The following is a 22,932-nucleotide window of genomic DNA, read 5'->3' as shown; positions in this document are numbered from 1 at the left end:
ATGTTGTGTTGCGACGACTATTCTTTATCCTAACGACCAGCATGGTCGGCCTTGCTGTCGCTGCGCCCAAAGCGCCCAGTACCAGCAATACCCAAGAACAACAAGCCGAGCTGCAAGAACTGCGCGGCCAAATCAAATCACTGCAAAAAGACCTTTCGGCCAACGAATCCAACCGCAATGAAGCCGCCGACGCGCTTAAAAATGCGGAAAGCGCCATCTCCGAAGCCAATCGCGTCGTCAGCGAATTAGATAATCAGCGCCAATTGACCGCCGATGAGCTAAGCAAACTCAATTTAGATATTAGCAATACCCGCAATCACATTCGCGAGAGCCAAAAACGCCTAGGTGATTTACTCAGTAGCCGCTATAAAACCGGCAATGTGGACGCCTGGCGCTTGCTGCTCAACCAAAAAGACCCCAGCCAAGCCACGCGAGACTTAAGCTACTACCGCTATATTGCCAAATCACAACAAGAGCTCGCCAAACAGCTCGAAGTTCAACTGAGTGAACTCAATCTACTGGCCAATGAAATTCAAGAAAAAAACCAAGCCTTGCAAGAAATCGCCAGTGACAAACAACGCCAGCGCCAAGCCTTAGTCTCACAGCAACAAGAGAAAAAACAGCTATACAGCCAGCTCTCACAGACCATCAGCAGCCAACGCAATCAAATTCAAAAATTAGCCGCCGATGAAAAACGCATCACTCAATTGATTGAACGCTTAAACGCCATTATCAAACAACAAGAAATCGCCAGAGCCAAAGCCGCAGCCAAACAGGCCGCCGCGCGCCGATCGGCACAAATCGCGGCAAAAAAAGCCGCAGAAAAAGCCAAGGCTGAGCGCGCAGCACAGCAAGCCAAATTAGCGCAAGCGGCCAAAGCCGCCGGCAAACCGGCACCAACACCACCACCCGAGCCTAAGGCCGCGCCTGAAACCGATAACGAAGTTAATAATACCGTACCAGACGCTAGCCAAGCGGGCCTTGCATTTGCGACACTCAAAGGCAAGATGCGTTTACCGGCCAAAGGCGAAATCATTGGTCGATTTGGCGCGCAACGCGGTGAGGGTGGCAGCTGGAAAGGTTTATTTATCCGCACCAGTACCGGTGAATCGGTGCATGCCGTCGCCACAGGACGCATTGTTTTTGCCGATTGGTTACGTGGTTTTGGTAATTTAATGATCATTGATCATGGTGGCGGATATATGAGCCTCTACGGTGCTAATGAAAGTTTGCTGAAACGTGTTGGCGATTCGGTGAAAGCTGGAGACCTCATTGCCAACGCAGGCAATAGCGGCGGAATGGCAGATTCCGGCGTATACTTTGAAATACGCCAGAACAGCCGCCCGCTTGACCCTGCGGCTTGGGTTAAATAATTATTTAGAGGCCTTAATGAGCCTTAACGATTCAAAACAGGAATAATCGGATGTCGCACAAGCCTTACAGTCGCTGGAAAAAAGTCAGCCTTCTCGCTGCAGGCGCTGGCCTCGGCGTAGCTCTTAGCCTTTCATTTAATGCATCGGCAGATAAAGATTCCGTAAGCAACCCATTGCCGATTGATGAGCTTCGTGCCTTCTCAACCGTTTTTGGCGTTATTAAGCAAAGTTATGTTGAGCCAGTTGAAGATAAAAAGCTCATTAATGAAGCCATTAAAGGCATGGTTGCCGGGCTAGACCCGCATTCAAGCTATCTGGATGAAGCCGCTTTTAAAGAGCTAAAAGTCAACACCCAAGGCGAATTTGGCGGTTTAGGCATTGAAGTCAATATGGAAGACGGCTTGGTGCGCGTGGTTTCGCCAATCGAAGACACTCCGGCCTACCGTGCAGGCGTAAAACCGGGCGACTTTATCGCCAAAATTGGTGACACCCAAGTGCAAGGTTTAACCCTTAACGAAGCCGTCGCCAAAATGCGCGGTAAAGTCGGCGAACCGGTCACCCTCACCTTGCTCCGAAAAGGCGAAAGCAAACCCATCGTCGTGACGCTAAAACGCGCGATTATTAAAGTGCAATCGGTTAAATACAAGCTGGCAGAACCTGGGTATGGCTATATCCGCGTAACGCAATTCCAAGAACATACCAGCGAAAATCTCGGCCAAGCCATTGAAGCGCTGTACAAAGAAAACAAAGCACCACTCAAAGGTATTGTGTTGGATTTACGCAATGATCCAGGTGGCTTGCTCGATGGCGCAGTCGGCGTTTCAGCCGCGTTTTTACCAAAAGATGCCTTGGTCGTTTACACCGAAGGCCGTGTTGCCGACTCCAAAATTCGCCTAAGCGCCAATCCGCAATTTTATCAGCGCGATAGCAAAAAAGACTTTTTCAAAGATCTACCTGCTGACGTAAAAAATGTACCGCTGGTGGTGCTGGTCAATGGTGGCTCAGCCTCGGCCTCAGAGATTGTTGCCGGTGCCTTGCAAGACCATAAACGCGCTTTAGTGGTTGGCACGCAAACGTTTGGTAAAGGCTCAGTACAAACAATTCTGCCGATTGATGCCAAGAGTGCGCTCAAGCTCACTACTGCACGGTATTTCACGCCAAACGGCAGATCAATTCAGGCCAAGGGCATTACCCCTGATATTATCGTTGAAGACGCAACACTCAACGGTAAAGAAGACTTTGGTTTACGCTTGCGTGAGTCTGATTTAGGCAAACATTTAGACAATCCAAGTGATAAAGACGCCGGCAAAACTGAAGCTACGCCAGCGGTCGTTAAAACCGAAATCAAAAAGCCAGCCAAACTCAATGCCAGCGGTATTGATCCAGATGAGAACCCACGCGAATTGGTCTCTAAATCGGACTTCCAATTGCAGCAGGCGCTCAATGTGCTCAAAGTACAGCAATTAATGCTCAATAAAGATAAACCCAGCGTGAAAAAATAATTCGCGCCTAGCAAAAAGCCACTCAATTGAGTGGCTTTTTTTTCGTCAAGATTGTCAATACACACAAGAAACTAGCATTCAGATGAAGTAATGCCCCGTTGTTCAGTACGGGGCATTGGGGCCTTACTCTCGTATAAGTCAACGTGTTCAAAGCGTTAACTTAAAGTCATCATACCCAGCAAAAATCATTGCTTCTCTGCATTTTTGCCATAATTAGAGTGTACTAATATACAGAATAAACGCATATAAAAGCGCGTACAGTATTTATTTTTGCGAAAAACAGGAACGCTGAATGTAAAAATGCCCCGCTGTTCAGTACGGGGCATTCAGTGGTTATCACTTGTGGTAGCGTGTTCAAGGCGCATTCCATGTCTAGATATTACGCCACCCAAAAACAAAATACGTTGTATTTTTACCACCAAAATAAAAAGTTCTTTACTTTGTTAAAATGGATCTTTTATTCATATGGCGCTATATGAGACTCGCTGACTCTTGAAAGCAAAACGATACCTTACTCTACGCCCCACACGACTTCATTGCCAAAGGTTTTTATGCTGCGGTTTTTTCTTTTTGTAATCGGTTTCATTTTGAGCTGGCAATTCTTTGAATGGCCTTTAGCGCTGATCCTCGCGGCCATCGCTTATGCGATTGGCTATGTCATCGAGCGCCCCAATGCAGCAATCCCTAATTGGCAGCAACAATTACAACAACTACAAGATCGCATACAAAAACTCGAATTCGAAGTGCAACAATTGCGGGCTCAGACTGAGCAAACCACGGTCGCCGAGATCACTGCAATCCCAACACCAACACCAACACCAACACCAACACCAACACCAACACCAACACCACCTCCGGCCAAAACGATCGCAACGGTCTCTGGCGACAATACCCGCGAGAGCACTCAATCGATGGCCCTACCCGGCTTGTTCTCCAAAATAACGTTACAACTGCAAGCCTGGCTTTTCGGTGGCAATACCGTCGTTCGGCTGGGGATTGTCATCTTATTTTTTGGCGTTGGTTTTTTACTCAAATACGCCAGCGATAATCATTTACTGCCCATCGAATATCGGCTGTGTGGCTTGGTGCTCGGCGCTAGCGCACTTTTGGGTATTGGCTGGCATTTACGCCTCAAAAATACGGCTTACGCCTTAATATTACAAGGCGGCGCGATTGGCATTCTGTATATGACGACGTTTGCCGCACTCAAGCTGTATCAACTCTTGCCCGAGTTACTCACCCTTACCTTACTGGTGATTATCGGCATAATTTCGGCCTACTTAGCACTCAAACAAAATGCGCGCTCATTGGCAGTAATGGGCATTTGTGGTGGATTTTTAGCGCCGATTTTGGTTGCTAATGGCAGCGGCAATCATGTCATGCTGTTTAGTTATTATGCGATTTTAAACGCTAGTATTTTGGCGCTGGCATGGTTTAAGGCTTGGCGCTCGTTAAACTTATTGGGATTTTTCTTTACCTTTGCCATTGCCACACTCTGGGGAACGCTGTCTTATCGTAGTGAGTTTCTGAACAGCACCGAGCCGTTTCTCATCTTATTTTTCTTATTTTATATTGCGATCACCTTGTTATATTGTTGGCACCAACCCAGCGAAAACAAATCCGCAACCGATGCCACCTTGTTGTTTGGCACCCCCATCGTCAGCTTTGCATTGCAAGGCTGTTTGATGCAAAACACGCCCTATGGTTTGGCCTATTCTGCGCTAGCGCTGGCGCTATTTTATTGGGGTCTGGCTTATGTTTTACGCCGCCAACCTCCGTTCAAACTGATTCGCGAAGCGTTTATTGCCCTTGGGCTTATTTTTGCCAGTTTGGCTGTGCCGCTGACTTTTGACGGCCAAATCAGCACCGCAATTTGGGCCATCGAAGGCGCTGGTGTGGCTTGGATTAGCCTCAAGCAGCAACGCCTGCTGCCGCTGATTTTTGGTCTATCACTGCAGATTTTGGCGAGCATTGGCTTTTTAATTGATGGACATTATTTTGGCGCAACGCCCATCTTGAATGCCGGATTTATCGGCGGCAATATCATTGCCATCAGCTGCTTATTCAGTGCCTGGTGCTTACAACGCAGCGCCCATACACCATGGCCACAGGCGCAAAACAAATTACGCATAGTCGGCTGGCTGTTTGTCTTTGGCGGTTGGCTGTGGTGGCTTGGCACCAATCTGTCAGAAATTGAACGCTTTGTTAGCTGGCAGCAACAAAATCAAGTGATGCTGCTGTTTGCGCTAATGACCAGTCTGATTTTTAACTGGATTTATTGGCGCGGCTATTGGCACACCGCACGCTGGCCAGCTCAAGTCTTACCGATTGGGCTAGTCCTGATCGCCTTAGATCAAACGGACTATTTTTTAAGTCATCTGGTTTGGCTTGGCGCGGTGCTGGTCAATTATTGGCTGCTGTATCGCTACGATAAAGATCGCTCAATGCCACGCTTTACCGCCAGCCTGCACTTAATCAGCCTCTGGCTTATCGTGGGTATACTTTCACACGACTTTAATTTATTAGTCTACAACTATATACCCAATGGAGCATGGTCTATTTCTGCTTGGGCCTTGGCCGCTTCTCTCGCCCTGCTGCTACTGATTAAATTAGCTAAACGCTGGCCGATCCAGTCGTTTAAATCGATTTATTGGCTGATTGGCGCGCTGCCCATCACTGGGTTTTTATGGCTATGGGGCTTTGATAGCGCACTGGCCAGTGGCGATACCCAAACCGGCTTTTATCTACCGCTACTCAATCCGATCGATTTAATGCAGTGCGTGGTATTGGCCAGTTTGGCTTTATGGCTACAGCAGTTAAAAGCCACTTGGCCTGATTATCCATGGCCAAATCGCGCCATCTTCGCAGCAGTAGGAATATCTATTTTTGTCTGGCTGAACGCAGTTTTATTAAGAACACTGCATCACAGCCAACACATTGCGTATCAATTTGATGTGCTGATGGATTCAATGCAAGTACAAATGAGCTTAACCATTTTCTGGACAGTGCTCGCCTTGGCCTTGATGCTAGTGGCAACGCGGCAATTAAAACGTGATGTATGGCTAGTGGGCGCCAGCCTATTAGCGGTCGTTGTCTTGAAGCTATTTGTTTTTGACCTGTCGCAAATCAGCGGCGTTGAACGCATTATTGCTTTTATCGCAGTCGGGATCTTGCTGCTGTTTATGGGTTATTTTTCACCGCTACCACCGCGACTAGAGCGCACTGGGGCGAAAAAAACGCCCTAAATTGACCGATCAACGCCGATCAAAATGAGACGACGCCAACGAGCCGAACTGATACCGCTCAATATCGGGCGTCGCCTTGTCACTTATACTGCTGCGAATGAAACCAATTTTAATTCTTTATGCCAGCCGCGATGGACAAGCCAAACTCATTGCGCAAACGCTGCAGCAGCATTTAGCGCAACACGCCGTGCATAGCGAACTCGCCGACTTAACATCACCGCCCAATATGAGCCAAAACTGGCCAGCGATGATCGTCGTCGCCTCAGTTCGCTATGGTCGGCATCATGCCGAAGTACAACATTTTTTTGAGCACCACACACTGCTTGCGCCATTGGCGATTATGTCGGTCAGCTTAAATGCCCGCAAAGGCGATGGCACACCGAATGGCTATTTAAAAAAACTGTTAGCGCAGCACCACCTGCAGCCGTTTACCGCAATGTCGGTCGCTGGACGTTTGGATTACCCGCGTTATGGCTGGCTAGATCGGCAGATGATGCGCCTCATCATGAAAATGACTGGCGGCCCGAGCGATGGGAAATGCTGCGTTGAATACACCAATTGGCAGCACGTTGCCGACTTTGCCGACACCGTGCGTCGTTATGTCCAACAAGAAGCGGCAAGCGCCAAACCGTAGTCGCGGTTTAGCGCGCCACATTAACGCGGTGGCGAAGTTCGAATTTGCTTGAGTTCGCCATCGACTTTTTGCCAACGCGCATGATGCTCACGAATTAACTGCACGGCGTCTTCGATCGAATCAACCACAATCGGAATTTGCATATCCACGGCGCTAGCCAAACCGGCGTTATTGTCGACCATATGCCGCTGCGCCCAATCCACCAGCTCATGCCACATTTCGCCGACTAAAATAATCGGGGTATCGTAGAGTTTACGCACCTGAATCAACTGCCAAACCATCGACAATTCAAGCAACGTGCCAATGCCACCGGGCGTCACAATAAACGCATTCGAGCGCATAATAAAATGATGTAAGCGCGAAAAAAACGTTTTATGTTCAAAAACACGCCCCACAAAATCATTCACATTCTGCTCAAAATCCAAATCAATCCGAATCCCCACCGACGCCTCAGGCTTATTGGGCGCGCCTTGACTCGCGCCTTCATTGGCCGCCTGCATTAAGCCTGGGCCACCGCCGGTTACAATATGGCAACCCATGGCAGCCAGTTGCGAAGCCAACTGCTTCACCGCTTCATACGCTGGCGTATTGTCTTCAATGCGGGCCGAACCAAAAATCGTCACATGATAATCTGGCGTATGCGCGGGCCGCAGGCGCGATAAATCATCCACCGCATCCCAAAGTTTTAAAACTGCTGAACCCACAATATCCAGCGCCTCTTCATCGTCAATCGTGCCGATGGGTTTGTTATATTCATTAATCATGATGAGTCACTTCAGTTATGCGCCATCAGGCTGCAGACGCTTTATCTTAGTTTGAAAGTCGCTCACTGCAGGCGCTAAAACCACACCGCCTGCAATCCCTTGCTCACACCTGTACAAGGTCATTAGAAATACGACATCTGCACACGCTTATACCAATACGCCGGCCGCAAGAACAAATCCATAACCATGATTCAAATGGCTTGCCGTCGAATAAGCTCATAGAATCTACCACTCGATGTCAATAAAAACAAAAGCAAAATTCAAAAAAGTAAATCTTGCCGTAAGTACATCCAAGTCCTAGCCTTAAAAAAACACCTTCTTGAGAACGCAGTCGATGATTTTTTTTGAGTTAGTTTGGGATACACAGCAAAACTGGACTGGACTCTTTGCCCATCAAGCACAACACGCTGCCGATGCGCTCAGCGAGGCCTGTCATACCTACGAATTACACGGCTTGCCGTGCATGCTACTCGATGAAACCGCCGCACCTCAGCCATCCCCATTGATCGCATTAATCCGTGATGAACACGGCATTGCACTGCCACAAGGCGGGCATCTGTATTTTAATGTGCAACATACCGCGGACTTAAATCAACTCAACGCCAATGATGCCGTTTGCGGGCCTTGGTTTACCGAAGCATCCAGTCATCGCAGCACCAGCAATCCAAGCCGGCCCGTGCTACTTGAAGTGCTGAGCTTGATTGTCAGCGACGCTGAAATCGCCCAACTTGAAACCGCATTGGCAAAGGCCCCACAACTGATGCTGAACTTGCTGCGCCTCGTCAACTCAGTGGGTATGGGCAGCGCAACGCCCGCGCGCAGCATCCGCCAGGCCATTACCCTGCTGGGGCGTCGCCAGTTACAACGTTGGTTACAACTACTGATCTATGCCGAACAATATGGCGACAGCGGCAAACCGGCCTTACTGATTGCCGCAGCGCTGCGTGGCAAACGTATGGCGCAATGGGCCGAGCACGGCTGGCTTGGCAATACACCCGCCGACGAAGCTTTTTTATGCGGCATGCTGTCGCTGCTGGATCGGTTGTTTGGTGAGCCTTTACAGCAATTACTCGCGCCACTGCCACTGGATGAAAATTTACGCGCAGCACTGATCGATGGCGATGGTGTTTTAGGTGCAGCCTTGGCGCAACTTGGCGCACTCGAAGCCGGCGATGCGCAGCACGCCCTGCTTAGCCCCTTACTCGCCAAGCAGCAAGCGTGGGTCAATAGCGAAATTCAAGCCATTGCTTGGGTACATCGCTTAGTCCGTGAGTCGCTGTAAGGTGTCCACGCTCAATGAACTGGGCCCCAGCAGCTTGATTGTTAATGATCTGGCTGCCTCCTTAATTACTCTGGATTTACAAGGCTATATTACCGGCTGGAATAAAGGCGCTGAACAGCTATTTGGCTATACCGCCGACGATGTGCTGGGCCGGCATATTTTAATGCTGTATGCCGATGAAAGCGGCGATGACAGTGAACTAATTGATGCGGTGATGGTGAGTGGCCACGCGCAAATGGAAGTTTTACGCCGCAAAAAAAATGGCGCGGTATTCTGGGCCAATATTCACCTAACACTGATTCGCAATGACGAGCAAAAACCAATCCGCATGATTGGTTATCTCACCGATATCACCGAACAATTGGCAGTTGAAGAAAAAAATAAGCTGTATAGCCACATACTCGAGCAAGCGCCTGATGCGATTGTGATTACCAATTTACGCTTTAGCTGTGTGGGTTGTAATGCGGCGTATCACCACATTACCGACAGAAAATTAGAGCAAACGCTAGGGCAACTTCCCAGCTTTATATTGGCGCAGCAAAGAGAATCGACGATTTTGCAGCAAATGTACGATTTACTTGAGCGTATAGGTCATTGGGAAGGTGAACTTTGGGATGAGCGCGCCTCAGGCGAGCGCTATCCGATTCATTTGGCCATCAGCGGCGTTAAAAACAAACGCGGCGATCTGACGCATTATTTTGCGATTTTTTCCGACCTAACTGAAAAAAAGCACGCCGAAGCCCAATTGCATCGCCTCGCGTATTTTGATCCACTCACCAACCTACCCAATCGCACCATGCTGTTTACTTTGCTTGAGCAAGCGCTCAGCGAAGCGCGCCGCAATCACCACCATGGCGCTTTATTGTGCTTTAACATTGCCCGCTTTAAAGCACTCAACGACTCTTTTGGCCACACTGCGGCCGACCAAGTCTTAATCGAAGTTGGCCAAAGAATACGCGCTAGCTTACGCGATGAAGATGTGGTCTCGCGCTTTGCTGCCGATGAGTTTTATGTTGGTTTATTTGATATTCGCCACCGTGATGATGCGGCGATGGTGGCGCACAGGATTTTGCTTAAAATTAGCCAGCCTTTTATCCTCTCTGACGAAGAAATCTTGCTCAAGGCGTATATCGGCATCAGTATTTATCCGGACGATGGTCGCGACGCCGAAAAACTCATCAATCAAGCCGCCGTGGCCCTGCATCGCGGCAAGCAAGCGCAGCAAGATTTATTATTTTATTCGCCCGAAATGAATCAACGCTCGATGGCGCGTTTAAAACTCTCTAACGAATTGCATCACGCCTTAAATCGCAATGAATTAAAACTATTTTACCAAGCGCAATACGACACACAAAACACCCGCATTGTGGGCGCTGAAGCGTTAATTCGCTGGCAACACCCGATTCGGGGTTTTATCTCGCCCGCTGAATTTATTCCTTTTGCCGAAGAAACCGGACTCATTGTACCGATTGGCGAATGGGTGTTATCCGAAGCCATTAGGCAATTAGCGCAATGGGACAAAGCGGGGATCGAGCTTCATCGTTTATCCATCAATTTATCAGCGCAACAATTTAAAGCCAATTTAACCGAGACCTTACTGAGCAAGCTAAAACAACACCAAATTCAAGCCCAACGTATTGAGCTAGAACTCACTGAATCCATGCTGATGAAAAACGACGAAGCGACACTCAGTCTCTTGCTGAATCTAAAAGCCGCCGGGTTTTCTTTGGCGCTTGACGACTTTGGCACGGGCTATTCCAATTTATCGTATTTACAGCGATTTACCCTCGACTACCTTAAAATCGACCAAAGCTTTATTCGTGGTTTGCCGGATAATCCTGGCAGCGCGGGGATTGTGAACGCCATTTGCGGCATTGCCAGCAGTTTGAATTTACGCCTGATTGCCGAAGGCGTAGAAACTGCCGATCAATTAAGCTTTTTACAAAAAACAGCCTGCGATCAAATTCAAGGTTATCTATTAAGCCGCCCGATTCCCGCCGATGAATTTGCCGTTTTATTTAAACGTAATTTAGCGCAATATCAGCCCAATCAAACACAATAAACGCCCCACGATTGGCCCGCTCCAACATTGCGAATCAAAAATTTAACTTGTTTTTATCGATCCGCTCTATAAGAATAAGTCGCCAGCAAGAGCATGCGCTGCGCACTTCACCTTCACTGTCATAGGAAAATATCATGGGTTTACTCGATTCTTTAGCTGGCCAATTTCTCGGCGGCAGCAATAGCGAAGGTGCAATGGGCATGCTCAGCACCTTACTTGAACAACAAGGCGGCGTTGCTGGTGTGGTGGAAAAATTTCAAAATGGCGGTTTAGGTGAAATCGCTCAATCATGGGTGGCCAGCGGGCAAAACCTGCCGATCTCCAGCGAACAAATTGAAGCCGTGCTCGGCAATGAAACCGTCGCGGGCATCGCCAGCAAACTGGGCATTGATCCAGCCACTGCCGCAGGACAAATCTCGAGTCTCTTGCCGCAATTAATTGATAGCTTAACGCCAAACGGCCAAATCGAAGCCGGCAGCCCCGATGTGATGGGTGCGGCAATGAATTTAATCAAAGGTAAATTATTTGGTTAATTGCAGCTGATGTTCAGATTGGGTGTTGATGCTGTGCCGCAAGCACTTAAAAAACGCTCAACACGCAATCTGGACAACGCCAAAAATAAGTGGGTATATAACGCTAAGCCATAGCCTACAACATCAGCCACTCAATACCCATAACTTACTTCTGCCGAAACGCCCACCAATGGCTACCGCTAAAATTCCATAGCAAACCAATCGCCGTGGCCAATAATTGCGCCGGCCAATAACCCCAAAGCCAATGCCCAACCAAGATCGCCATCAAGCCCGTATTGATACACCAGCCGATGCCAGTAATGGTATAAAACTTACTGATGGCTTCTCGATGCCGCTGACCGTGCTGCTTAAAGGTTAAAAAGTAATTTAATAAATAATTCGCCACCGAGCCCAGCGCGTAGCCAATACCCGATGCCACCGCCGCTTTGAGCGCCAATAGCTCAACGCCCAGCCACAGCACCAAATATTGAATCGCCGTACCGCAAACACCCACAGCGGCAAAGATGAAGAATTTTTTTACCGTGCTGTGCATCGATTAGCCCAATCCGTGTTGGTGCAACAATTTATGGCAAAGCATCAAAGCCGTAGACCGTACATCGAGTACGAGCAGGCGAGACAAGGCGGCCAGCAAACTTTTGCCTCAGCACTGACTTCAACATTATTCTTTCGGAGGAAAACCAATCCGATCTTGCACCACGTATAAAGGACGGCGTTTTATTTCGTTATAAATCCGCCCGATATACTCCCCCAAAATCCCAATACACAGCAATTGCACCCCGCCGATAAACAGAATCGCCACCATAATCTCAGCCCAACCGGCCACCCAATCGGTGGTGGTTAAACGCACGATCAAGGTATTGATAATCCCGATCAAGGCCAAAAATGACGAGACTAAACCAATCGTGATTGAAAGCTGCAAAGGTTTGGTCGAAAAAGACAAAATGCCATCGGTAGCAAAACGCACCATTTTGCGCAGTGGATATTTACTCTCGCCAGCAAAGCGCTCGGCGCGGCGATAAGGCAAGGCGACCTGCTTAAACCCCACCCAACTCACCATGCCGCGCACAAAGCGATCGCGCTCGGGCATGGCTTTGAGCACCTCGACCACCTGCCGGTCCATTAAACGAAAATCGCCGGTATCCAGCGGAATCGGCACGTCGGAGAGTTGATTGAGCACCCGATAAAATGCTCTGGCAGTAATCAGCTTAAACGCCGATTCACCGGGGCGATCAACCCGCGTGCCATACACCACATGATAGCCATTACGCCATAAGGCGATCATTTCAGTAATGACTTCGGGTGGATCTTGTAAGTCGGCGTCGATTAACACCACCGCATCACCGCTAGCGGCATCAATACCCGCAGTAACCGCAGTTTGATGGCCAAAATTACGCGCAAAACCAATGATGCGCATTTCTGGGTTTTCGGCTTGTGCGGCGAGCAGTAAAGCGCGAGTCCGGTCTTTACTGCCGTCATCGACAAAAATAAACTCGCAATCCATATCGACAACCATGGCGCGAAACTCGGCCAAATGCCGCAGCGTTTCGGCAATGACTTCTTCTTCGTTGTAACACGGAATAACCACAGATAAACGTTGTTGCATGTCCCCTCCTGCGCTCGGATGGCGCTCAGCATAGCGCTCTTTTAACGTGTGATTTGCCAACCGCGCCAGCGCGGCAAAAAACCAAACGTCAACAGACGCTAAGGCTATTTTTAATTTTTATATTGTCAGACCAACGATTCACGACCTTACAGCATCACTGATGCCTTGGAAAGCCCAGTTCGCCTCAAGCTGAGCTGTGGTTTTGTTTTCAGCGAGTCAGCCACTCAGAGTGATGCAATTACACGACAAAGCCAAGCCAGCAAACGCTTTAGCGTTCACTCATATAGCGCCGTCGATATTGCACTGCAGTATCGCAGCCAAACCATAGCTGGCTTCATTTTGTAAGAAAAGCACTGTTTCTCAGCCATGATGACCAGTGACCAGTGCCAAACGATTCTGAATGCCGCGCTAGGCGTAAGGATTCAGAGCCGCTATAGTGCTCACTTTGCTTGAAACTGAGTCAGCCTGACATGCCTCGATCTGCTGCACCTATGCTCGCCCGCCAATGGGCGATGATTATCCTGCTGGGATTATTACTCCCAATCCTCAGCAGCCTTGCGCATGCCGAAACTGCGGCCAATTTATTGCACAATGCCGACGCCGAAACGACGAGCCCATCGGGTAACGCTGCTGGCTGGACTTTTGATCATTGGACGCAAGGCGAGCCCGCCAGTCAGGCTAGTCGCGATACCACGGTCAGCCATAGCGGCAGCGCAGCGCTCAAAATCAGCCTACCGCAAGGCGATGATGGCAAGCTCATCCAAGCCGTGCCGGTTGAACCCAATACCTGGTATCGGCTATCGGGCTGGGTGAAAACCGCCGGCATTCCCAATGCAGTCAAAACCGGCGCTAACCTCAGCGTCATTGATGCAATGGAGTTTGTTGGCGATATCAAAGGCGATCAAGACTGGCAACAGATCGTCGCTTGGGGCAAAACCGGCCCCGAGCAAAAAGAAATCAAAGTCGCTGCTCGGCTGGGGTTTTACGGCAGTTTAGCCACCGGCACCGCCTGGTTTGACGATCTGAGTCTAAGCCAAAGCGAGCCGCCAGCGGGCGCAAAAATCATCAGCTTTACGCCACCACCGCCAGCACCAGCGGTCTCATCTAGCCCCTCTGCGGCATGGATCAATAGCGTGGTCATTGGTGCAAGCTTGGCCTTTTTACTCTTAGCATGGCTCGCCATCCAAAACCGCAGTGCACTCAATCATCGCTTTGCTGCCTTGGCCAATGGCACTCTATCTTGGCAGCAAACTGCGCCCGCACTGGCTTTAATCGCCCTGGTGATTTTGGCTAAAGCGTGGGGCGCGGGGTCATACCTTGGCTACACCCAAGACGTTGGCACATTTAGCGCATGGGCGCTCGATATGTATAGCCGAGGCTTTGCTGGCTTTTATCAACCGGGTTATTTTGCCGATTATCCACCCGGCTATATCACGGTGCTGTGGCTGGTTGGCGCGATCTCCAACACCTTTGGCATTCATTACGGCACGCCGGGATTTTTGGTATTACTCAAAATGCCGGCCATGCTGGCCGATATTGCTGGGGTGGTGTTTTTACTCTACGTGGCGCGCGAACAACATCGCGCATGGGCGCTGATCGCGGCGCTGTTATGGTTACTCAATCCTTTGGCTATCGTCACATCCGCATTTTGGGGACAGGTCGATAGTATTTTTACGCTGATTTTAGCCGCGTCATTTTTAATGCTCGAGCGTCGCCGCATCGTATTGGCGGCCAGTTTATACGCCGTTGCCGTGCTGTTTAAGCCGCAAGCTTTATTGGTCGGGCCGATTGCCTTAATCGCGCTATTGTCGCTACGTGATCGGACTTTACAGCTCAAAGCACTCGCAGCCGCAGTCGGTACTTTTGTTTTGCTGTCACTGCCGTTTACCATTTCACGCGAACCCTTGTGGATTTTCAGTCTCTATGGCGGCACGCTGGCCAGCTACAACTACCTCACGCTGAATGCGTTTAATCTTTACGCGCTGCTGGGACAAAATTGGCTGCCCAATGAAACGCTATTGCTTGGTTTGCAAGTGAGCACTTGGGCTTGGTTGCTGACATTAAGCGCCTTGGCTGCCGTCTGTTGGGGCGTGATCGCCAGCCCACAACGCGGCCCAGCCACTGGCCGATTCTTGTATGGCGCTTTTGCCATTTTTGTACTGTTTTTTGTGCTGGGCCCCAAAATGCACGAGCGCTATTTATTCCCAGCGGCCTTTATGGGTTTAACGGCATTTTTGGTCATTGGTGATAAACGCGTATTGTGGTTGGCCATCACAGCCAGCTTAAGTACCTTTGCCAATACGCTGATCACGCTCGATATGATGACGCGGCTACAAAGCTCGCAAGTTCCCAATAGCAACGGCTTTATGCTGCTCTGCAGCTTGGTGAATGTGATTTTACTGATCCAAACCTTGCGCATTGGCTACGATATTTTTTGGCGTGGCCAAATCAAAACTTATACCGATCAAACTGAATCACTCGATACCGCCGATCAAGCACTACCGCAGTCGCCTCGCGCTGATCTAGCCGAGCAACTACCGCTAGCGCCAGTAAGTCGTTCCGCGTGGTTGGCCTTGGCGGGGATTTGCCTGCTGTACAGCATTGCCGCCTTTACCTATCTGGGCAACTTTGCTTCGCCACAAAGATTCTGGCAGCCCCATATTGGCACAGAATCGGCAGTATATGACTTGGGCCAAATCAAATCGGTAGCTAGCGTGCAATACCACCATGGTTTAGGCACAGGTGAATATGCGCTCGCTTGGTCAAGTGATGGGCAAAACTGGGTGAGCAGCGCCGGGATTATTGTTGATAATCGCTTCGCCGAGTTTCGCTGGCGCACTGTGTCCGCCAATCTGGCGGCGCGCTATTTAAAAGTCAATCTCAGCACCGGCGCCTTGCAAATGAACGAGCTGGCGCTGCGCGACCATCAAGGGCAATTATTGGCGCTACAGCAAATTAGCGGTCCAAGCCAAGCCAATGCCTTGATTGACGAACCAGACAAAACCGTTACGCGATCGACTGCGCTCAATGGCATGTATTTTGACGAGGTGTATCACGCGCACAGTGCGTGGGAAATCCTGCAAGGCATTGACGCCACCGAAAACACCCACCCACCTTTGGGCAAAATCATCATCGCCATCGGCGTGGCCATTTTTGGCATGAATCCTTTTGGCTTTCGCTTTATGGGCGTGACCTTTGGGATTTTGATGCTGCCGGTGTTTTTTGGCCTATCGCGGCGGCTATTACGCTCCGAGCCATTTGCACTGTTGGCCACCGCGCTGCTGGCCGTCGATTTTATGCATTTCACGCAAACGCGCATTGCCACCATTGACACCTATGGCGTGTTTTTCATCCTCGCCAGCGCCTACTGGATGCTGCGCTTTATGCAAAGCGAGCCCGCCAAAAACCACTGGCAAACCGACATCAAGTCGCTATTACTCTGCGGCACGATGTTTGGCCTAGGCGCTGCCAGCAAATGGATTGTGCTGTATCACGGCGTTGGCCTCGCGGCACTTTATACTTGGCATCTGTGGCGACAAGCCCAAGTCGCGCGCCAGTTGCCGCCAGCACTACCTGATCAGCGCGGCTACGCACAATGGCTGATCCAAACGCTACTGGTTTCGGTGCTGGGCTTTATTGTGATTCCGCTACTGATTTATACCGCTGCGTATATTCCGCTGATGCAAGCCAGCGGCCAAGGCATTGGCGGCATGCTCGCCAACCAAAGCAGCATGTTGCAATACCATAGCCAGCTAAAAGCCACCCACCCCTTTAGCTCGTTCTGGTATGAATGGCCAACGATGGCTAAACCAATGTGGTATTACGGCGGCAGCGAATGGACAGGCCCAGCCAAAGTCTCCACCATTATTGCTTTTGGCAACCCAATCACTTGGTATTTGGGCACCTTGGCGTTTTTAGTGCTGCTCGGCTGGCGTCTGCTACTCAGCAATGCCAAAACTAGCGCGGCACTCTGGACGCTCAGCGCACAGCAAAAAATGGCGATGGGCTTTATTCTAATTGCCGGTTTGGCGCAGTTTTTACCTTGGGCGGTGATCCCGCGCAAATTGGTGTTTATCTATCACTTTTTTGCCTCAGTACCGTTCATTATTCTGGCTCTGGTGTGGTTGCTGCAAACCGTACAGCTCAACAACGCCAACCGCACTTGGGCCAAATATCTGCCGTGGAGTGTCTTTGGCGTCGCCCTGATCCTGTTTATCGCCTACTTCCCCGCCATCAGCGGCCTACCCGTCCCCCGAGGCTGGCTCGAATTCATCAGCCACGGACCGATTGCTTTGTATTTTTAAACGTTCAAGCAATAAAAAACGACCTTCGGGTCGTTTTTTATTGGAGGGCTAAAACGACGAAGCGCCCACCAGCGCACGCTTCCTCAATTTATCTACCCAAATTCATCGTGCATAGCCACCTCGCTGACCAATTTCGCCACCATTAAATAAAGGTTAATGCTCTGCTTAATTGACAAGGTTAAACTGAGCGACATGTCGCTATCGGCCACCATCAATCACTCAGACCTGAGTGCTCGTATAAATCACAAAGGGTTAAAATAAACAGTACGCAGTTCAGTATTAAAAAATTAATTTACTCACGCTTGTTGATCTAGCTTCAATTTAAGATGGATATGGCCATGACGCAAATAGAATCACGATTTTTATATAAATATCGAGGAGTAGATGAGAATACTCAAGAAGGAAAAAATTCTCAGCTTTATTATTTAAAAAAACAGATCGAGGATGACCTGATTTATTTCCCTACACCAGCAGAATTCAACGACCCGTTTGATTGTGCTCCGGTGATAAGTATGCACTCACCGTCACTTTCCTATGAACAATTTGAAAAAATATTAATTGAGCATTCAAAAAATAACAATATAGACATTACTGAAATACAGCTAAAAGAACGTATAAAAGAGCTGTACGGGAAGCCTGTACTACCTATTGAATTACTTAATACTCCATTAAATTTCCGTAAAACAACTCATATGTATTGCATAAGCGCAACCTGCAAAAGTATCCTGATGTGGTCGCACTATGCCAGCCATCATCAGGGCGTTTGTTTGGAATATGAACGTAATGGTTTTCTTGCTGAGGCTTTACCTGTCAAATACAAAGCTAGTCGCCCGACTCAATTTTTGTTTGATACTAGCCCACTTATTGATCAAGTAAAAAAATCGCTACTCATTAAGCACGAGGATTGGGAATATGAAAAAGAATGGAGAGTTATTGAAAACAACTCCACTAAAACGGAATATCTAATAGACGCTAAATCATTAAAAAGAATCATTCTCGGAGCAAATATTAAAGACACCATTAAAGAAGAAATAATAAATTCTGCAAATAAACGAAAATATCCTCCAGCCATAGTACAAGCTAGACTCTGCGAAAAAACATATTCAATGGTAATCCCCGACGAATAATCGCTTTAATTTTCTGTGGTGGCGTATGCGTCACTCGCATTATCGATGAACCAGTATCTGCACTGAGTCGGGTGCAGTAGCTCAAGTCAGCTAGCAGCCATAAACGGTTGAAAAATTAAACTTGGAATTCCGATGGATATTAGTTCGCCTGCAGAATTGCCCTTCACTAGAGAGTCTGTTTTAAAAATGCTTTGGTGGGGTGAAAACCCAGCACGTTCGCCATTTTCACATAAACAAATAACCGAGTGGTGTGATAGATTTTGGTGTCAATATATTGATATTGATGCCACCGAGGAGATTGAAAAATTACTCCCCATTCTTGCTGACATAGATACCCAATGGGATTTATTTCTTGTAAATACCTACCCTATAGAGCAGTTGAAAAGATTAGACATGGATTTAATTTCAATGCCAGTAGAGTGGTTCACTGATTGGACAAAGCAAATTAACTAAACTTGTCTGCATTGGGTCGGGCGCTGCCTCTCAATCGACTGGATCAGGCGTGAGCGTGGCTGGTGGCTCCGTGAAGAGCGGATGGGTAAATTAATCTGCATCCGCACCACCAGCAAAACCATGGTAAGTAATAATCCTTGCCCAATCACGGCAAATACGATGAAATCGCGCCATGACTTTTCAATGCCGCCCCCTGTGTGCCGCCTGCTGCACCGCCCCTTCTATCTCTAGCCCGATTCCCGGCATGCCCAATGGCAAGCCCGCCGGAGTGCCGTGCATTCAACTCGACCCACAACTCGGCTGCAAAATCTTTGGCCAGCCAGAGCGCCCAGCCGTCTGCGCTGGGCTGCAACCGTCAGCAGAAATGTGCGGCGAGAACGCCCCACAGGCGATGTTTTATTTAACGCAGCTTGAAATCGCCACCGCACCGCAAAGCCAGCCGCGCTAATGACGCATCAAAATAATGGCTGAGCTCCGATACAGCACAGCGAAATCAATGGCATCGCCGCGTACCCCTGCAGTATTTGATGCGGGCGATTACGCGGCGCTAATCGTACCAACAGCACTGGCTCAGAAAACCTTTGTGGATAAGCCAATTCTTACTGGGTCTACTAAAAACTAGCCATCATCAGGTTTATTGCAGCGAAAAGCGACATGAGCGCAATGAAATTTCGAAGCCGAGTCGGCATTTTTTAAGTCAGCTTGAAAGTCATCAACAATGGGTATCAATTTTGAAAATAGAGGTGTGAGAACACCCTTGGAGTGATTTATGGTTTGGCTGGACAATTCACGAATAATCGCAATTTTTGCAGTAGTACTTTTACACATTTCAGCGCGCGTCGTGATTCAAAGTGATATTGGCACCACCCATTGGTGGATTGGCAATATTTATGATTCGCTCGTTAGATGGTGCGTTCCAGTATTTGTCATGATTAGCGGTGCATTATTACTTGACCCAAGCAAAAAAGAAGACTTAAAAACTTTTTACTTAAAAAGATTGTCACGGATATTAATACCACTTATTTTTTGGTCGGCTTTTTTCTTGCTTTTTGCCAACTGGCAAAACATTATCCAAGGTGAGCCCCTGCCAATCTTAGAATGGGCACAGATCATTTTATCTGGCCGTCCGTATTATCATATGTGGTTTCTGTATATGATCATCGTTCTTTATTTGTTCACGCCATTTTTCAGAAAAATAGTTGCAAATTCATACAAAAATGAAATTTCAGTCCTTGTTTTATTAACATTAACCCTGTCCGCATTAAACAGCTTTTTATTGCCAGAATCTAATATTTTTATTAACTGGTTCCTATCTTACATACCCTACTTCTTTCTTGGTTATTTGATCAAGGAAGACCAGAGTGACTATCCAAGTCCTATTGTATGGGGTGTATTTCTTGCATCGGTTATTTTGACTGCGGCAGGATGCTATGTTGTGGCAATAAAAGAAGGTTTAGAGGCTGGGCTATATTTTTATCATTATTTAAGTGCTACCGTAATTCCTATGTCAATCAGTGCTTTTTATCTACTTAAGAAATTGACCAAGCCAATTGGCAGTATGGTACTTACAAAAAAAATAGCCGCATTAACGCTAGGTGTTTATCTAATACATCCAATATTAATTAATATAATTAATGCTGCTGGTTACGGCCCGCTCAATTTTCATCCTTTAGTCTCAATTCCCGTTATCACTTTTGTTGTTTTTATTTTGTCTTTAATTGCTGCTTGGCTAATTAATACTGTGCCTTACCTAAAGCGAATAATTTAATGAAGCGGTGCACAGCAAAATCGAAGGCATAGCCGCGTACCCCAGCATAATTTCATGCGCACGATTACGCTGCGCTCATCGCAGCTGCATAGGGGAAAAAATCTTTGGCCAAACAGAGCGCCCAACCCTTATCGCTGCTGCAACCCTCATCAGAAATGTGCGGCGAGAACAGGCGATGTTTTTATTTAACGCAGCTTAAAATCGCCACCACGCCGCAAAATCTGATGCGCTGATGACGCATCGCAATCGTGGCTAGATTGGCAAAAAATAGTGGATTTCGGCATGTGTCGTTTATTGCATCAACCATCGTCGATGCAAGACCAAAGCTCAAATTCATTGGTGTTTATTCCCACATTTTTACCTGCTCAGGCTCTGCAAACCACCGCAGCAGAAAATCAACTAATGCTCTCACCTTGGCTGGCTGAGGCAATCTTTGTGGGTAAATCATATAAATAGCCTGACCTTGCAGCTGATATTCAGGCAACACCCGTTGCAACCGATGATTTTCCACATCCGCAGCTGCCAAATAACTAGGTAAACGGGCTACGCCTGCCCCCTGCAATGCAAAATTACGCAGCAAGCCATAGTCGTTTGCCTGATATGGAGCGCTGACCTCTGCCAAATAGAATTCACCAGCGCGGCTCAGCGCCCAGCGCTGCGGCTGCGAAAAATGCGTATTGATAATGCATGGCACCCCAGTCAACTGCTCAGGATGCGTCAACGCTGGGTATTGGGCCAAAAACTCAGGGGTCGCCACCAGCCAGTCATAGACCAAAGCCAGAGGCCGACTCACTAGGCGTTCTGGTGGCGCCAAATTAGCGCGGATTGCCAAATCAAAACCATCTGCTTCCAAATCACGCGGGGTGGTCGACAAATCAAGCTCAACGGTGACATGGGGATATTGTTCCCGAAAATCCATCAATGCTTTAGCCATAAAAACGCCACCAAAACTCGTTGGCACCGTCAAGCGCAAATGCCCAGCCACGGTTTGACCTTGTTCGTGCAAGGCTTGGCTTGCCGCCTGCATTCGCAATTGCCAATCTTGGCAATGCGCCAGATACACCTTGCCCGCTTCAGTGAGATTGAGTCGCCGCGTCGTGCGATAGAGTAATTGTGTTCCTAGCGCGCGTTCAAGCTGCTGTACCTGTTTACTTAGCAAGGCCTTGGAAACACCAAGTGCGTTAGCGGCGGCGGTAAAGCTACCGTGCGTCATTACAGCAGCAAATGCCATCGCCCATGGCCAAAGCTGCTGTTCATCGATGCGATTTATTGTCGCCATAAAGTTAACAATGAATCAATAAAAGCCCAGTTTATCGCAAATGCGGTGCCAGATATGATGAATTCATTAACAACCATTCAAACAAGCTCGATAAATAGGCAACGCTGCTAAAACGAACTTGATGACCATTCATGGAGAAAAATGATGAAAGTTTTATTAATCGGCGCACATGGCACGATCGGACAGGCCATCCTAAGTGAGCTTTCACCCCGTCACGACATCATCACTGCGGGTCGCAATAGTGGTGAAGTTCGTGTCGATTTGAAAGACTTTGCCTCGGTGCAGGCCATGTATGCTCAAGTGGGCGCCGTTGATGCCGTCATTGCAGCGGCAGGCAATCTGCACTTTGGCGCTCTAGCCGATATGACACCAGAGCTAATGGGAATCGGCATTGCCGATAAACTAATGGGGCAAGTGAATTTGGTATTAGCAGGTCAGCATGTATTGAATGACGGTGGCAGCTTTACCTTAACCAGCGGCGTACTGTCACATGACCCAATTGTTTACGGCAGCAGCGGCAGTATGATTAATGCGGGTATCGATGGTTTTGTCATCGGCGCAGCGATTGAGCTGGCGCGTGGCCTACGTATTAATGCGATTAGTCCAACAGTGCTAACTGAATCGCTGTCCGGATATGGCCCTTATTTCCGAGGTTTTGCTTCAGTCGACGCGGCTAAAGTCGCGCTTGCATTCAGTAAAAGCGTCGAAGGAAAACAAACTGGGCAAATCTACCACGTTCAATAAACTGATTCCCCAAGCCACTCGCCTCGATGTGATTCAATGAGCCGGCTTTAAGGGCAAAAAAAACACCCCAAAAATATGGACGGGTGTCCAACTTTTGGGGTGCGCTTCACCTTCGGCCTTTTTTTACTCTGTATAAATCCATAAATGAGACTTCATCCCAAGCAAACCAGTGCTGTAGCTGCGATAACGCCTAACGAAAGGCATCGCCGCGTACCCCTGCAGCATTTCATGCTTACGATAACGCGGCGCCCATCGCACC

At 48.5% G+C, this 22,932-nt stretch carries 17 protein-coding genes; 13 read left to right on the top strand and 4 right to left on the bottom strand.

The genetic code is table 11. From position 1 onward, the window contains the following. The first annotated feature begins 5 nt into the window (after positions 1 to 5). The 4 genes from Q0V82_RS06800 to hemG all read left to right on the top strand — a co-directional run bounded on the left by Q0V82_RS06800 (position 6) and on the right by hemG (position 6,754). Positions 6 to 1,373, top strand: coding sequence for a murein hydrolase activator EnvC (locus Q0V82_RS06800; RefSeq protein WP_297573973.1), 1,368 nt, complete (start codon positions 6 to 8; stop codon positions 1,371 to 1,373). 50 nt (positions 1,374 to 1,423) lie between these two features. Next, on the top strand, positions 1,424 to 2,875 hold the full coding sequence (locus Q0V82_RS06795; protein ID WP_297573971.1) for a S41 family peptidase: 1,452 nt from the start codon (positions 1,424 to 1,426) through the stop codon (positions 2,873 to 2,875). A 587-nt stretch (positions 2,876 to 3,462) separates the two neighbouring features. Next, on the top strand, positions 3,463 to 6,120 hold the full coding sequence (locus tag Q0V82_RS06790; RefSeq protein WP_297573969.1) for a DUF2339 domain-containing protein: 2,658 nt from the start codon (positions 3,463 to 3,465) through the stop codon (positions 6,118 to 6,120). Positions 6,121 to 6,217: 97 nt separating this feature from the next. Next, positions 6,218 to 6,754 (top strand): menaquinone-dependent protoporphyrinogen IX dehydrogenase, encoded by a 537-nt coding sequence (gene hemG, locus Q0V82_RS06785; RefSeq protein ID WP_297573967.1) that lies wholly within the window; start codon positions 6,218 to 6,220, stop codon positions 6,752 to 6,754. A gap of 20 nt (positions 6,755 to 6,774) precedes the next feature. Here hemG and Q0V82_RS06780 read toward each other — a convergent pair whose 3' ends face one another. After that, positions 6,775 to 7,518: an LOG family protein gene (locus tag Q0V82_RS06780; protein WP_297573965.1), complete on the bottom strand. Its 744-nt coding sequence runs from the start codon at positions 7,516 to 7,518 to the stop codon at positions 6,775 to 6,777. Positions 7,519 to 7,852: 334 nt separating this feature from the next. Between Q0V82_RS06780 and Q0V82_RS06775 the strand changes: the two genes are divergently transcribed. The 3 genes from Q0V82_RS06775 to Q0V82_RS06765 all read left to right on the top strand — a co-directional run bounded on the left by Q0V82_RS06775 (position 7,853) and on the right by Q0V82_RS06765 (position 11,395). Continuing rightward, positions 7,853 to 8,800, top strand: coding sequence for an HDOD domain-containing protein (locus tag Q0V82_RS06775; protein ID WP_297573963.1), 948 nt, complete (start codon positions 7,853 to 7,855; stop codon positions 8,798 to 8,800). Next, positions 8,787 to 10,862 carry a GGDEF domain-containing phosphodiesterase gene (locus Q0V82_RS06770; protein WP_297573961.1) on the top strand — a complete coding sequence of 692 codons (2,076 nt, stop codon included), beginning with the start codon at positions 8,787 to 8,789 and terminating at the stop codon, positions 10,860 to 10,862. Before Q0V82_RS06775 ends, Q0V82_RS06770 begins: the two co-directional genes overlap by 14 nt. A gap of 134 nt (positions 10,863 to 10,996) precedes the next feature. After that, positions 10,997 to 11,395, top strand: a complete 399-nt coding sequence (locus Q0V82_RS06765) for a YidB family protein (protein WP_297573959.1) — start codon at positions 10,997 to 10,999, stop codon at positions 11,393 to 11,395. Between the two features lie 145 nt (positions 11,396 to 11,540). Here Q0V82_RS06765 and Q0V82_RS06760 read toward each other — a convergent pair whose 3' ends face one another. Both Q0V82_RS06760 and Q0V82_RS06755 read right to left on the bottom strand, forming a co-directional pair. Beyond that, positions 11,541 to 11,927 (bottom strand): GtrA family protein, encoded by a 387-nt coding sequence (locus Q0V82_RS06760; RefSeq protein ID WP_297573957.1) that lies wholly within the window; start codon positions 11,925 to 11,927, stop codon positions 11,541 to 11,543. A gap of 126 nt (positions 11,928 to 12,053) precedes the next feature. After that, on the bottom strand, positions 12,054 to 12,998 hold the full coding sequence (locus Q0V82_RS06755) for a glycosyltransferase family 2 protein (protein ID WP_297573955.1): 945 nt from the start codon (positions 12,996 to 12,998) through the stop codon (positions 12,054 to 12,056). 470 nt (positions 12,999 to 13,468) lie between these two features. Here Q0V82_RS06755 and Q0V82_RS06750 point away from each other — a divergent pair, with 470 nt between their 5' ends. From Q0V82_RS06750 to Q0V82_RS06730, 5 genes are all read left to right on the top strand, one after another. Then, positions 13,469 to 17,302 (top strand): phospholipid carrier-dependent glycosyltransferase, encoded by a 3,834-nt coding sequence (locus tag Q0V82_RS06750; RefSeq protein ID WP_297573953.1) that lies wholly within the window; start codon positions 13,469 to 13,471, stop codon positions 17,300 to 17,302. Between the two features lie 338 nt (positions 17,303 to 17,640). Beyond that, entirely contained in the window at positions 17,641 to 18,429 is a 789-nt protein-coding gene (locus Q0V82_RS06745; protein ID WP_297573950.1) for a DUF2971 domain-containing protein, read from the top strand. A 132-nt stretch (positions 18,430 to 18,561) separates the two neighbouring features. Next, positions 18,562 to 18,882 (top strand): hypothetical protein, encoded by a 321-nt coding sequence (locus tag Q0V82_RS06740; RefSeq protein ID WP_297573949.1) that lies wholly within the window; start codon positions 18,562 to 18,564, stop codon positions 18,880 to 18,882. A gap of 172 nt (positions 18,883 to 19,054) precedes the next feature. After that, positions 19,055 to 19,330: a YkgJ family cysteine cluster protein gene (locus Q0V82_RS06735; protein WP_297573947.1), complete on the top strand. Its 276-nt coding sequence runs from the start codon at positions 19,055 to 19,057 to the stop codon at positions 19,328 to 19,330. A gap of 321 nt (positions 19,331 to 19,651) precedes the next feature. After that, a complete protein-coding gene (locus Q0V82_RS06730) occupies positions 19,652 to 20,650 on the top strand; it encodes an acyltransferase (protein WP_297573945.1) in 999 nt (332 codons plus the stop codon). A 343-nt stretch (positions 20,651 to 20,993) separates the two neighbouring features. Here Q0V82_RS06730 and Q0V82_RS06725 read toward each other — a convergent pair whose 3' ends face one another. Then, positions 20,994 to 21,929, bottom strand: coding sequence for a LysR family transcriptional regulator (locus Q0V82_RS06725; RefSeq protein ID WP_297573942.1), 936 nt, complete (start codon positions 21,927 to 21,929; stop codon positions 20,994 to 20,996). Positions 21,930 to 22,070: 141 nt separating this feature from the next. On the opposite strand from Q0V82_RS06725, the gene Q0V82_RS06720 reads away from it, so the two are divergent. Next, on the top strand, positions 22,071 to 22,673 hold the full coding sequence (locus Q0V82_RS06720) for a short chain dehydrogenase (protein WP_297573939.1): 603 nt from the start codon (positions 22,071 to 22,073) through the stop codon (positions 22,671 to 22,673). Positions 22,674 to 22,932 lie beyond the last annotated feature (259 nt).

Source organism: uncultured Deefgea sp., assembly GCF_947072475.1.
Lineage (GTDB): Bacteria > Pseudomonadota > Gammaproteobacteria > Burkholderiales > Chitinibacteraceae > Deefgea.
Note: the sequence above shows the minus strand (reverse complement) of the source record. Positions and strands in the feature narration are given on the sequence as shown.